At 70.7% G+C, this 12,429-nt stretch carries 16 protein-coding genes; 10 read left to right on the top strand and 6 right to left on the bottom strand.

Going from position 1 to position 12,429, the window contains the following annotated elements:
- Nucleotides 1–100: 100 nt before the first annotated feature.
- Nucleotides 101–1,123 carry an LAGLIDADG family homing endonuclease gene (locus E1286_RS08140; RefSeq protein WP_132610293.1) on the bottom strand — a complete coding sequence of 341 codons (1,023 nt, stop codon included), beginning with the start codon at nt 1,121–1,123 and terminating at the stop codon, nt 101–103.
- A 117-nt stretch (nt 1,124–1,240) separates the two neighbouring features.
- Nucleotides 1,241–1,450 carry a hypothetical protein gene (locus E1286_RS08135; protein ID WP_132610291.1) on the bottom strand — a complete coding sequence of 70 codons (210 nt, stop codon included), beginning with the start codon at nt 1,448–1,450 and terminating at the stop codon, nt 1,241–1,243.
- A gap of 393 nt (nt 1,451–1,843) precedes the next feature.
- On the opposite strand from E1286_RS08135, the gene E1286_RS08130 reads away from it, so the two are divergent.
- Nucleotides 1,844–2,308 carry an EF-hand domain-containing protein gene (locus tag E1286_RS08130; protein ID WP_132610289.1) on the top strand — a complete coding sequence of 155 codons (465 nt, stop codon included), beginning with the start codon at nt 1,844–1,846 and terminating at the stop codon, nt 2,306–2,308.
- Nucleotides 2,309–2,740: 432 nt separating this feature from the next.
- On the opposite strand, the gene E1286_RS08125 is transcribed toward E1286_RS08130, so the two are convergent.
- The 3 genes from E1286_RS08125 to E1286_RS08115 form a co-directional block, all read right to left on the bottom strand.
- A complete protein-coding gene (locus E1286_RS08125) occupies nt 2,741–3,214 on the bottom strand; it encodes a hypothetical protein (RefSeq protein WP_132610287.1) in 474 nt (157 codons plus the stop codon).
- Between the two features lie 145 nt (nt 3,215–3,359).
- Nucleotides 3,360–5,321: a recombinase family protein gene (locus E1286_RS08120; RefSeq protein WP_132610285.1), complete on the bottom strand. Its 1,962-nt coding sequence runs from the start codon at nt 5,319–5,321 to the stop codon at nt 3,360–3,362.
- A gap of 262 nt (nt 5,322–5,583) precedes the next feature.
- Entirely contained in the window at nt 5,584–5,781 is a 198-nt protein-coding gene (locus E1286_RS08115; protein WP_132610283.1) for a hypothetical protein, read from the bottom strand.
- 74 nt (nt 5,782–5,855) lie between these two features.
- Here E1286_RS08115 and E1286_RS08110 point away from each other — a divergent pair, with 74 nt between their 5' ends.
- The 4 genes from E1286_RS08110 (at nt 5,856) to E1286_RS08095 (ending at nt 9,410) form a co-directional block, all read left to right on the top strand.
- Entirely contained in the window at nt 5,856–6,821 is a 966-nt protein-coding gene (locus E1286_RS08110; protein ID WP_132610281.1) for a CE1 family esterase, read from the top strand.
- A gap of 100 nt (nt 6,822–6,921) precedes the next feature.
- Nucleotides 6,922–8,253 carry a serine hydrolase domain-containing protein gene (locus E1286_RS08105; protein WP_132610279.1) on the top strand — a complete coding sequence of 444 codons (1,332 nt, stop codon included), beginning with the start codon at nt 6,922–6,924 and terminating at the stop codon, nt 8,251–8,253.
- A gap of 148 nt (nt 8,254–8,401) precedes the next feature.
- Nucleotides 8,402–8,968, top strand: a complete 567-nt coding sequence (locus tag E1286_RS08100) for a DUF5994 family protein (RefSeq protein ID WP_281282633.1) — start codon at nt 8,402–8,404, stop codon at nt 8,966–8,968.
- A gap of 118 nt (nt 8,969–9,086) precedes the next feature.
- Nucleotides 9,087–9,410 (top strand): STAS domain-containing protein, encoded by a 324-nt coding sequence (locus E1286_RS08095; protein WP_132610275.1) that lies wholly within the window; start codon nt 9,087–9,089, stop codon nt 9,408–9,410.
- A gap of 228 nt (nt 9,411–9,638) precedes the next feature.
- On the opposite strand, the gene E1286_RS08090 is transcribed toward E1286_RS08095, so the two are convergent.
- Nucleotides 9,639–10,031, bottom strand: coding sequence for a hypothetical protein (locus E1286_RS08090; RefSeq protein WP_132610273.1), 393 nt, complete (start codon nt 10,029–10,031; stop codon nt 9,639–9,641).
- Between the two features lie 465 nt (nt 10,032–10,496).
- Between E1286_RS08090 and E1286_RS47670 the strand changes: the two genes are divergently transcribed.
- From E1286_RS47670 to E1286_RS51180, 5 genes are all read left to right on the top strand, one after another.
- A complete protein-coding gene (locus tag E1286_RS47670) occupies nt 10,497–10,661 on the top strand; it encodes a hypothetical protein (protein ID WP_165969635.1) in 165 nt (54 codons plus the stop codon).
- 29 nt (nt 10,662–10,690) lie between these two features.
- A complete protein-coding gene (locus E1286_RS08085) occupies nt 10,691–11,260 on the top strand; it encodes a sialidase family protein (RefSeq protein ID WP_132610271.1) in 570 nt (189 codons plus the stop codon).
- Nucleotides 11,261–11,362: 102 nt separating this feature from the next.
- Complete coding sequence (locus E1286_RS08080) at nt 11,363–11,776, top strand: ribonuclease domain-containing protein (RefSeq protein WP_223189706.1); 414 nt, start codon at nt 11,363–11,365, stop codon at nt 11,774–11,776.
- Between the two features lie 8 nt (nt 11,777–11,784).
- Nucleotides 11,785–12,150, top strand: a complete 366-nt coding sequence (locus E1286_RS08075) for a barstar family protein (RefSeq protein ID WP_132610269.1) — start codon at nt 11,785–11,787, stop codon at nt 12,148–12,150.
- Between the two features lie 142 nt (nt 12,151–12,292).
- Nucleotides 12,293–12,418 carry a hypothetical protein gene (locus E1286_RS51180; protein WP_281282632.1) on the top strand — a complete coding sequence of 42 codons (126 nt, stop codon included), beginning with the start codon at nt 12,293–12,295 and terminating at the stop codon, nt 12,416–12,418.
- Nucleotides 12,419–12,429 lie beyond the last annotated feature (11 nt).

Genomic DNA, 12,429 nt, shown 5'->3' with positions numbered 1-12,429 from the left:
GTGGACGACCTAACCGCGAGACAGGCAGAAACGGCCGCAGCCTGTCCCACTCCTCATCAGTGAGCTCATGACGCCGGATCACCACACCATGATCCACCATCTAGATCACTTTGAAAACACGGCCTAGGCGCACGTTGACCAGGTAGGAACCGTTCTCGTGCTGGCCGACGGTGGCGACGCCACCAAGAGACTGCGCAAGAAAGACCACATCATCGGCAAGCTGCTTGCTGGTCGTCCGGAAGAAGGACTGCACACCGCTGGCGCATCCATCCGTGTCCATCAGGCCCTGGAGCAAAGCGAGCCTCTGCTCTGCGCTGGCGTACAGGTACATCGGCGGGACGAACTTCGTGCCGGAACGGTGGCCGTGGAGCCCGAGGTCGCGGAGCGCCGCCATCACCTTGTTGCTGCCCTGGCTACCCTTGCGGCCTCCGCTGATTAGCCAGGACCGGCCGCGCCCACCGTCCTGCTGAGCGTTGATGGCATGCCCTTCCGGCAGCTCCGCTCGCACGAGTTCGACAAGGTCATCCTCGGCGCATGAGAACAACACTGCGTGGTGGCAGAAGGAGCCGTCGCCAAGGAGCGCGCCGAGCAGGTACGACGAGATCGGCAGATCGTGGCGGTGATTTAGCTCAGCTGCCGCTTGGAGGTGCGGCACGCGGTGCTTCTGGTGAACGGTGTCAGCGATCTGCTGGGTCGTGCGGATCCGCCACTTCACCGGCGAAACCGGCCTGGCATCGTAGGTGATGGTCTGGGTGAGCCACAGATGCTCCTCGTCCGCGACCACAATGGTGCCGTCGCTGAACACGACCTCGAACATCGGGCGGACGCCACGCGGGTGGACCTTCGTGACGCTGTGCGCCTTGCCGTCTAGACCGATCACAAGGTCTCCGACGCACATGTCGCCGATGACCTTCCAGCCGTCAGGGGTTAGCACCGGTTGGTCATTGCGGAGAGCCTTGTTGTACGCGATGTACATGCCCTTACGGTTGGGGACCGCGCGAGCCGCCATCTTGAGCAGGGTGGTCTTGCCGCAGCCGGCGCCAGCCTCGACGACGAGGTTTTTGTCGCCGGGGGTGAAGGCGTCGACGATGTTGGACTGCTCAAGGGTGGGCTTCGGTGCCATGGCTGAGTTCTCCTCGGGGGATATGCCGTGCTGCTAGCTGTAGTGCTAGCAGCAGCGGCCGGGTTGGGTTGGTTGTGCGGGGCCGGCGGTGGGTGCCGCCGGGGCTGTGGGTTTGGGTCAGCCGATCTGGCAGGCGTACTTAGCCTGGCGCAGCGTGGTGTGGTTGACCATGGCGTGGTTGATCGCTTGGAGCGCCATGCCGCGCGGCCAGTTGCACTCGCGCAGGAGGCTGGCGAGGGCTTCGGTGGTCTGCCCGATGACGATCTCGTGCATGGTGTGGAGCTCGCGGTTGTGGGCGTCGGTGAGCTGGCGCAGGATGCCGAGCATGTTCTCCGCGATCTGGGCGGTGGTGGCGGGGTGCCGCCGCTCCGGTGTTCCACAGCGTTTCCGCAGGTCACAACGTGTTTTGCTGAGATCAATCTTGCCATAGAGTCGTCTCGTTTGCAAAACGACCCTTTGACGTTGGGAAACGCGTTCGAGAGCGCTTCTAAGCGCTCCGAGGAGCGTCGCGACATCCTGCACAAGACGCGCGATCAGGAGCGCTCTCGCGCGACTGTGGCCACGCGTAGACGCAAGCAAGAGCACTCGCATCAGTGCGGTCACGGGCCAACATCAGTGAGTCCGGCGAGGTCGCCAGAGGGCTATCCGCAGCAGTAGCCGCGCGATATTTTTGTTTGAGTGCTACGGCGACCCATCAGAAGAAGAGGACAGGTGACAATCGTGACGCTGGCAGAAGAGCGCGCCGAGAAGCTGTTCATGCTGTTTCACAACGACGACATAATCGACCAGACCGACTTTGATATGCTCATCATGAGGTTGTGCATGAACGCCATGGACGCCTCCCGCTTCGAGGCCGTCCGCAAGCTCATCTCCGCGAGCAACCAGATGTGGCAGGAGCTCAGTAGGAACGCTGACGGAGATGGGAAGATCAGCAGGCAAAGGTTCATTGAGGCCTTTCGGGCGCCCGGCTTTATCGACGGGTTCGCCACCCCGCTCCAGCTTGCGCTATATGAGGTGCAAAACAGTGACGGCGACGGCATGCTGTCGCTCAGCGACTGGGTGGGATGGCTGACAATCATGGGCGCGCCCCAGCGCGACGCCCTGCAGGAGTTCCCGCAAGTTGATTTCAATGGCGACGGCTTTGTCACGCGCGAGGAGTACATCCAGTACATCAAAGGGCAGTAACGCCGGCAACTGGCAAACGTCAGCGGACCTCTCCTGGCCGCCTACCGGGCGTCGCCCCATGCCATGATCTGCGGATAAGACGCTAACGATCGGATGGTTGAACTGCGCCGGGTTTCGTGGAGACTCTCGTGTGCCCCGACTTCGGTGGAGTCGCGTTCCTGGATTGTCATGCCACGGAGGACGCGTTCTCGAACTGTATCGGGGTGGGATGTCGCCGCAGGCGGTGTGCAGCCGGCGATGGTTGTACCAGTCGAGGTACTCCAGCGTGGCCAGCTCGACATCGTCCAGGCCCGGACGTACTCCCAGATCGGCACCGTGGGTCAGCCGTGGGAGGCAATCCGGCCCCACTCCGGGCACGGTCATCTAGAACAGCAACTTCGGCGCCCGGCCCCCTCGCCTGATCTGCGGTTTCGGGTGAAGGCGGCCCGCCTTTCAGCCGCAGTCCGGCGGTACCCGCGGCGGGGCCTGCCGCGCCACGCTGCGACTCGCGCGCTCCCACCGCGCCCGACGCACCGCCCGCAACCGCGCCTCCTCCGCCGGATCCACCACCGGCTCAGGCTCCGGCTCCCACGCCTCAGCGGCTGCGCCAGCCACCACCGCAGACGCCGCAGCCTCATCCAACCGGCGCCACCGCTCCCGGTCCTTCCGCGTCCCCGTCTTCGGCTCGCGCTTGGTCAGCGGCTCAGCAGCGGCCGGCAGCACCTTCGCCACGATCTCCCTCGCGCGCGCAGCCGCCGCCGCCGGATCCGACGCCGCCCGCTGCAGCGCCTCCGCCTGCGCTGCCCGCGCCAGCGTTTGCGCTCGCATCCTCGCCGAGTGGGCGCGGGCCAGCTGCTGCGACCGCGACAGGATCGGCCGCATCGACCCATCCATCCAGAGCCGCAGCCGCGCCTTGGCCACCTCCACCGCATCGGGTCGCCCCACAGCGGCGAGCCGTCCGGCGAATTGTTCAGCGCGTGCAGCACGTCCGCGTGACTCCACCCAGCGGCGAAGAAGCGGCCGGCCAGGTCCAGCAGGTGCGCGGGCACCTGCGGCGACGTCGAGCTGCCCATCACGCCCCCTCCCTCAGCCGAGCCCGAAGCGCCGCCCGGGCGGCCAGGTACTCCGCAGGCGGGGTCCGCCGCTCGGCCAGCTGTACCACGGGCGCGACCTGGTCGACCGGTTCGGGGTCGTGGACTCCCCAGGCGGCGACCAGGCGACGCTCCTGCTCCCGCCACATCGCGATCTCGGCCTCCTCAGCCTGCTGCGACGCCGACCGCACCAGCGGCGTGCCGTCAGCGTCGACCCACAGGCCCACGCGGTGACGGATCCGGGCCCGCATGCCCCGCTTGCGCTCGACCGTGCCCGCCAGGCGGCCAGGGTCGATGTCGCCCCAGTGGCGCCCGTCCGGCATCCGGTTCAGCGCATGCTCCACGTCGGCGACGGTGAACCCAGCGACGAAGAGGTGGCGTAGCAGCGACCGCAGGTCCTTCGCCGACAGGATGCCGAGCGTCAGCGAGTGCTCTTGGCGTAGGCGCTCACAGGCCGCGACCTGCTCTCTCTTGCTGCCAGGCGTGGCATGGCGTGGCCACGAGCAGGACGGGCCCGTGGTCTCGGAGCTGTCGCGCGCGCCCGCGTTAGGGAAAGATCCTCCCCAAGAGAAACCCTGAACAGCGGGGGTGCAATCTTGTTCCACATGCCCGCTGACGTGGGAAAACGTGGCCCGTTCAGTGACGGTTTCGCAGGGCCAGGGGATCTCTTCCTCCTCGGGGTCGTCCGCCTCGAGTTCGGCGACGTCGTCGGGCAGCAGCTCGTCCGGGATGGTGAGGGCGTACTCGGCGGCGAGGTTGCCTAAGCCGTCATCGAGGAGGCCCCACAGATTGCCCGCTCGGGTGCGCCGGGTAGAGCCGGTGACGATGGTGACGAGCAGCTGCTGGTCGCGCATCCACGCAAGCAGGTAGGCGATTGTGCGGCGTGAGACGCCGACTTCTTCGGCGAGCACGTCCCAGGTGGCGCCCTGCTTGGGCGCGTGGTGAACCTTCTGCGGGTAGTAGGTGTGGGTGCAGTAGCCGCACCTCAGCAGCTTGGTGCACGGGTAGACGGCTCTCCTGGCACGCGGCGGCAGAGCCGAGGTGATCTTCCGGAGCCGCTTGTAGGTCTCCCAGGTCTCCATGCTGATCACGGCCTCGTGTGCGCCGGGGTGATACTCCTTGTTGCGGCAGGTCGACGGCTTGGCGCACCGGCAGTCACGATGGTGGACGCAGATCAGACCTGCGGCGAAGCCGCGGTCCATCATCCGCGTCATCTCCCCCGGCCTAAACTTCGCGCCGGTCGTCGTGCGGGCGCCGCGAGCGTTCGCCCAGTCGGCCAGGGTGGAGAAGTTCCGGTCGGCGATCCATCGGTCGTAGCAGTCCGCGAGGATGCGAGCCATACCGCTTGCGTGATCCGGTTCGTAGCGTTCGGGGCCGTCCTCGGGAGCAGCCAGGGTCCTGTCGTGGTAGAGCGGGTGACGGATCCGGCCGCGCCTGATGTATCCAAACTGCTGGTTGCCGAGCGGGGGAAGTCCCCGGGCAAGGCGGTTCTGGAATGCCTCGCCCCACTGCTCCCCCGCCCGGTCGGACTCGAACGCGGCCAGCTCGAACAGCACGCCGCGGGTGAGCTTGCCGACGGCTGTACGGGCGTCGATCTCTTCGGTCGCGGAGACCAGTTCACCGCCGGCCTTCTCGACGCGAGCGAGGTTGAGCTGGTTGCCGGTCCGGTTGCGTCCGAAGCGGCTGTACTTCCAGACAAGGATCGCCTTCGCCGTGCCGTCTTCAACATCAGCGATGACCTTCATGATCTTCCGCTGGAACGTCCTGCCAGAGACGTCGAGGTCCTCGACCCATTCGATGATCCGGTAGCCACGGCGGCGGGCCAGTTCCGTGATCGCGGTTCGCTGGATGTCCGGGGAGATCTTCTCCTCCAGCATCATGCTGACGCGGATGTAGCCGATGGCGGGGATCAAGTCCTGACGTGGGGGGTTACGCACGATCACACGTTACTCATTCACGGACAATGCGCTCAAGGACAGCGTCCAAGGACGAACCGTGGGAATCATCCACGCCAGGCTTCACGCGAACCCCTCTCCCGCCTGCTTTCGTGGCAAGAGTAGAGCAGCACGGGCAAGCCGCCTGAAGATCACCCGGATCGGCCGTCGCGCGCGTTCGAAGACGCGAGACCGGTCCGGAACCGTGGGACGGGTCTTCGCGGCGGCCCCCGGCCTCAGGCTCGGCCCGGGTGGGCCGGGCGGCGCACGGTCACAGGTGGAACCAGTGGATGCGGCGGCATGAGGTGCACACGAAGCAGGTCGCGTCGCGGTTGGCCCAGTCGAGGTTGAAGAACGTCATCCCGGTCGTCTGGAGCTTCCACCGGTACTCTTCGAACACGTCGTTGCGGCAGGTGTCGCAGGACAAGGTGCCGCCGTTGGGAAGCCTGACAGGCCGGGGCTCGCTCATGCCTGCGATGCTAGCCGGGCGCCCCGGCGGACGCGTCGCGGCGGTGCGGCGGGGCGCCGCAGGGAGGGGCGCGGATGCGGGCACGCGTGATCATGCTGATGGTGGCGGCGCTGGTCGCTGCCGGGTGTGCCGCCGGGCCTCCCCCGGCCGCCTCGCCTCCCGCCCGTCCCAGCGGTGCCAGTACGGGCGCCGGGGTCAATGGCTGCGGGCGCGGGCCGGGGCTGGAGGCCGGGCGGCACGTGCTGTCCCATGGCGGGCTGCGGCGGCGGTTCCTGCTGGCGCTGCCGGAGGGCGGCGGGCCTCATCCCGTCATCCTCGATCTGCACGGACTCGGGTCCGGCGCCGTTCAGCAGCGCGCCTACAGCCGGCTCGCCGAGCAGGGGACGCGGCGCGGCTACGTGGTGGCCACGCCGCAGGCCGCCGACGGGCGCCTGGGGTGGACGCTGCCCCGCACCGGCGGGCCCGACGACACCGCGTTCCTCGCGGCGCTGCTGGACCACCTGCGGCGCACCCTGTGCGTCGACGCGCGCCGGCAGTTCGCCGCGGGCATGTCGTACGGCGCGGCGATGGCCGTCTCGCTCGTGTGCGCGCTGGACGGCCGCCTGTCCGCCGTGGCCGCGGTCGCCGGGCTCAACATCGTGCGCCCCTGCCAGGACGCCCCGCCGACCACGATCGTGGCCTTCCACGGCACCGGCGACCAGGTCGTCCCCTACGAGGGCGGGCACCCGCTGCGCAGCGCCCCCGGCGACCTGCGCGCCCTCGGACGGCTCGTCACGCTGGAGCCGGTCGAGCGCGCCGCCGCGGCGTGGGCGGCCCGGCTCGGCTGCACCGGCCGCGCCACCGCCCGCCCGGCCGGGAACGTACGCCTGCAGCGGTGGCGGACCTGCCCCGGCCGGGCCACGCTGGCGCTGTACACGGTCGAGGGCGGCGGGCACACCTGGCCCGGCTCCGCCGACGTGCCCAGGCTGGGACCGGTCACCCGCGACCTGGACGCCACCGCGGTCATCCTGAACGCCTTCGACCGCGCCCCTTCCCGCTGACTGCGGCTCGGGCCGGCGAGCCGCGAAGGCGCGTTCGGCCGGGTGGTTCCCGTTCGTGAGCCGGCGGCGGGCGTGGAGGCAGCGGCTACTCTTGTCGCCCATGAGTCAGGTGCACCACACGACCGCCCGCGCGCTGATGCGCAGGCTGGCCGTCGAGCAGGCCGAGTGCAGGATCCCGTCGCTGACGGCCGCGATCGTCCGCGACGGGCGGACGGCGTGGTTCGGCGGACGCGGCCGCGTCGACGGCGCCGCCCCCACCGCCGCCACGCAGTACCGCATCGGGTCGATCACCAAGAGCATGGTCGCCGTCGTGGTGATGCGGCTGCGCGACGAGGGCGTACTCGACCTGACCGACCCGCTGGAGCGGCACCTGCCCGGCACGCAGCTGGGCCACCTGACCATCGCCCAGCTGCTGTCGCACACCACTGGCCTGACCGCCGAGCCGCCCACCGCCTGGTGGGAGCGCACTCCCGGCGTCCCGGCCGCGGAACTGCTCGACCGGCTAGGCCCCCGCGAGCTCAAACACCGGCCGGGGCGGCGCTTCCACTACTCCAACGTGGGGTTCGCGCTGCTCGGCGAGCTCGTCGCCCGGCTGCGCGGCACCACCTGGCTCAAGGCGCTGCGGGAGGAGGTGCTCGACCCGCTCGGCATGCGCGACACCACGGCCCGGCCGCGCGCCCCGCACGCCACCGGCTACGCCGTCCACCCGTGGGCCGACGTGCTGCTCACCGAGCCCGAGCACGACGCCGACGCGATGGGGCCGGCCGGGCAGCTGTGGTCCACCCCGCACGACCTGGCCCGCTGGGCGGCGTTCCTGTGCGGGGAGACCGCAGGCGTGCTCTCCCCCGGCACCGTCGCCGAGATGCGCGAGCCGGCCACCGTCGACGACGGCGACAGGTGGACCTCCGGCTTCGGGCTCGGCCTGCAGCTGTCACGCGCCGGCGGGCGCCGGCTGGCCGGGCACACGGGCTCCATGCCGGGGTTCCTGGCCACCGTGTGGAGCGATCCGGCCGAAGGCGTCGGCGTGCTGTTCATGGCCAACACCACCTCCGGCATGAGCGGCACACTGCTCGGCGACCTGCTGGACCTCCTGGACGAGCACGAGCCGCGCCTGCCCGAGGAGTGGCAGCCGGTCGCCGCCGACCCCGGCCTGCTCCCCGTGACGGGGCTGTGGCATTGGGGGCCCAAGCCGTACACCCTGCGGCTGCTGCCCGAGCGGGGGCTGTCGCTGGAGCCGGTCGGCGGGCCCGGGCGGGCCTCCCGGTTCGTGCCGCAGGACGACGGGACGTGGCTGGGGCTCGACGGCTACTACGCCGGTGAGACCCTGCGGGTGGCGAGCGACCACCTCGACCTCAACACGTTCATCTTCACCCGCGAACCGTACGACACGACCGCGCCGGTGCCGGGCGGAGTGAGCGGCTGGCACGTCTGACGTCGCCCCGCGCACGCCCGGTTTCGCCGAACGTGGTGAGGTAGACTGAAGGTACCGAGGACTTTTCGAGCGTTGGCATTCAAGTCGGCGTCGCCCCCGGCGAACCACGACCGGCCCTCCCCGGAGGGCCTGGACGGGCCAGGCGACCATGACCACGACACTTGCGCCTCGACGCCCACCATCCAGCCGTGTCACACCTGCGCGTCCCCGGGTCGATGCCGCGCCGCGGCTCATTCTGCACCCGGTGCCGGAGCGGCGAACCGTCGTGGACGGGGCCTGGTGGCCCCGCTCCCGCGACGCCACCGCCGAACTGCCCGCTCTCGTCGCCGCCGTCGACGAGCGGCTGGGCCGCACCACGCTGCGGGTCGGCCTGCATCGGGACGCCTGGCAGCACATCCCGCACCGCTTCCCGGCACGCGGACGGCAGGTCCGGGTCGGCTGGTTCCGCTACACCGATCCACGCGTGATCACTCTGACCTTCGCCGCCGGCGAGCCGGTCGTCCTGCTGATCATCCCGCCGGACACCGCAGCCGGGCCCGCCGAGGCCACGCTCAACCTCACCGCCCAGGACACCGCCGGCTTGACCACCGGCGCCATCCTCGCCCTGGCCTGTCCGTCGCCCGGCGCCGCCCCGCGTGCGCCGGAAGACGGCTCGGCACGCTGGGAGAACGAGGGCGGATCAGTCACCGGGCAGGAGGCCCAGGCCTCGACGTGACCCACGTGCCGCCTGCCGGCCGGATTGAGCGGTTCAGGTACCGCCCGTTCTGGCGGCGGGCCGATCTCTGGCCGGCAGGCATCTCCATCGTCGCAGCTTCTCCGAAAGGAGAATTCCCATGACCGTCATCGACCCCGCGCCGCTCGGCGTGGCCGACCCGTCGAGGCCGACGATCGTCCACCTGTCCGGCGAGATCGACATCTTCAGCAGCGCGGCGCTGCGCCGGCAACTGATGAGCACGCTGGACTACAGCACGAACCTGCTCATCGTCGACCTGTCGGAAGTGTCGTTCTGCGACGCCTCCGGGCTCGCCGTGCTGGTCGGCATCCAGCACCGCGCCCGGCCGATGGGCATCACCGTGGCCCTGACCGCGCCACGCCCGTTCATGTCGCGGCTACTGCACATGACCGGCCTGGACCGTGGCCTGCCGATGGTGGTGTGAGCCTCAGCCTTTCGCGCGGTTCGATGCGGCGGGCGAACGCCACGCCTGTCCGTCGTCCCCGACTCGGCGCCGGCGGCCGGGCTCGTGACGCGTTCGGCGAGGCGTGGACGTTCGCGTTCGTGTCGGCCGCCGGGATCGCCGATCACCAAGGCGGGCGTCGGCCGCCCGGAGCCGGATGGACAGGAGTCGCAGGCCGGCGCGGGATCGCCGCGCATGAACCCGCGGCTGTCAGTCGTGCTCCGGGTGCGGGGTACCGCCCGCCGGCAACGTCCCGACCTGGGTGAGTGGCTGGCCGGCGACACGCACGTGCACGACGACCACTCCGCCGACGGCAGCCTGCCCCGCCAGCAGTCCAAGCAGACCCTGCCCGGCAACCTGCCCGTCGCCGACCAGATCGCCGAGGCCGAGCGCACCGGGCTGGGCTTCCTGCCGGCTCGGCGCGGTCGACACCGTCGTGGACGGCGCCAACCCGCCCGGCTCCCCGGCGTTCCGGCACGTGCAGCAGTCGATCTGGGACGCCCACGCCCAGGACGCCGTCTGGTCCACCGCCCACCCCGACGACGGCGAGTACACCCCTGACGCCGGGCCCGACGACAACGCCAGCGTCCAGGGGCTGAACACCGTCGAGGTGTGGAACGTCGCCTCCGACCCCGACGCCCAGATCGACTACGCGGAGAACCGGTGGAACGCCCGCTTCCGGTTCGGCGCCGTCGCCGCCAGCGACTGCCACTTCCGCGAGCTGTGGGGCACCGCAGGCCCAGGGCAGCCCACGACGTGGGTGTTCGCCGCCGAACGCTCGGTGCGCGGCATCCTGGACGGCCTGCGCGGCGGCCGTACGACGGTGTCCTACCGCCGCAACGGCCCCTTCGTCACCATCGAGGCCGACCTCGACGGCGACGGGAAGTACGAGGCGCTCGGCGGCGACGAGATCGTCCTGAAGCACGGCCGGCTGCCGAACAAGGCGTCCCTGCGAGTGCGCGTGCGGCTGTCGGACGGGCAGGGCAGGGCCGTCCACCCCGGCCTCGTCCTCCTCGACGGGCGGCGCCCCGTCGTGGTGTTGGGGACAACGCCCGCGGCCCCTTCGACGTGTACGCGCAGGTCGTCGGCGAGGACCGCGCACCGGTCAACCTGCCGGCCCCCGGCAAGAGCGTCGACCTCGGCACGCCGCAGGACGCCCGCTCGCCGCGCTTCACCGCCTCGCTGTTCCCCTCGGTCGCCATCGGGGAGGACGGGCGCGTCGTCGTCGCCTGACAGGACAACCGCTTCGACCCCGACCCGCTGTGGACGGGCCACACCCCGAGCCGGGCGAGCAGCCGGGCGGCACCGACCCGGACAACTGGCAGATCCTGGTCTGCGTGCGCTCCGGCCGGTCCTGGAGCGAGCCCGTACGCGTGAGCACGGCCGCCGACGCCGCCGACCGGCACCCGAGCCGCGCCGCCGACGGCGACGGCGGGTTCGTGGCCATCCGTGAGACCAGGGCACTGCGCAGCTCCGGCACGAACCTGTCGCTGCGTGCCTCCCGCTCGGCCGACGGCGGCCGCACCTGGACGCCGGCGGAGCCGGTCGGGCTCGCCCCGGACGCGATGAGCCAGCGTCCGCGCCTCAGCCGCGACCCCGACCGGACGATCCGCGCCGTCTGGTACGACTCCCGCTCGGCCGACTGGCGGTGGAAGGTGTTCACCTCCCGGCGCGGGCGCACCGGCTGGAGCGCCGCCGAGCAGCTGACCACGCCGGGCGACAACACCTGGCCGGCCGCCGACCGGGGCGTGGTCGTCTTCACCACCGACCGCTCGGCCACCCGCACCCAGCGCGACGCGACCCAGGAGGTGTACGCGCTGCGGGCGCGCTGATCGTCCGCGCAGAGTTCACCATTCCTTTCGGGTGCTTTGTCGTTGACGTTCGCCGGCCGGGCGATGATCCTCTCCGTGTCCGTCACGTCACGAGGAGGACCCGTGCACACCCCGCAACGCCCCGGACCCGCCTGGCCGCTGAGGCTCGCCGTCGTACTCGCCGCCCTCGTCTCGCTCGTCGGCCTGGCCGGCGTCGTCCCCGCGAACGCCGACGTCTACGGCTCCTGCACCATGTCGCGGTGCGCCGACGCGCGCGCGGCCAGGTCGGTCTGGCAGTCCAAGGGCTATCCCACCTCCGCCGGCTGGTACTCCTGGCCGGACGGCCGCTACAACTACACCGGCGGACGCTTCTACAACCGCGAAGGCCAGCTGCCCGCCGGCGCCACTTACCATGAGTACGACGTGTACTCCCGCGCGAGGGGCGCCGCCCGCGACGCGTACCGGATCGTCGTCAACCGCAGCACCGGCGCGGTGTGGTTCTCGCCCGACCACTACACCGACTTCTACCGGCTCTAGGACCTGTCATGAGCTCAGCCGCACGTCCGCTGCCGTCCTGGCTGGCGGTGTCCACCGGCCCGGCGCCCACCGGCCCGGTGATGGACGGGCGGGCCTGCCGCACCCGTGCCGCCTTCTTCGAGGAGGCGGCGCGGGCGCTGCGCCTTCCCGGCCACTTCGGCCGCAACTGGGACGCGCTCACCGACAGCCTGCGCGACACCGAGACCGCCGCCCTGGCCGTGGAGCACGCCGAGGACCTGCTCAGCGCCGAGCCTGCCGGGCAGTTCACCGCCCTGCTGGCCGTCCTGGGCGACGCCGGGCTGACGGTGACCTTGTGCACGGATCCGGAGCACGAGGCGTCGCTGCGGGAACGGGCGACCGCCGCGCTGCCCTGAATCGGCCTTGTCGCCTGGGACACGGTCGGGGAGAGTACGTCTTCTGATTCTTTCTCCCGGGGGTGTCGAATGGCGTCGAGCGCGTTCGTAGCCAAGGTGAGAGGCCGGCGACGAGCCGGCCGCCGCTCACCGGAGGTCCGCGATGGCACTGATCACCGGCGGCCCGACCGCCGCGGTCGCCGCCGCCACGGCGGGTGAGTTCCGTGGATGGCACGTGGTCGCCGCCGCGATCGAGATCCCGGCCGTCGCCCGCCGCCTGTCCGCCTGATCCTGCGAAGG

Origin of the sequence: Nonomuraea terrae (assembly GCF_004348995.1) — a bacterium.
Lineage (GTDB): Bacteria > Actinomycetota > Actinomycetes > Streptosporangiales > Streptosporangiaceae > Nonomuraea > Nonomuraea terrae.
This window is presented reverse-complemented; position numbering and strand designations above follow the sequence as displayed.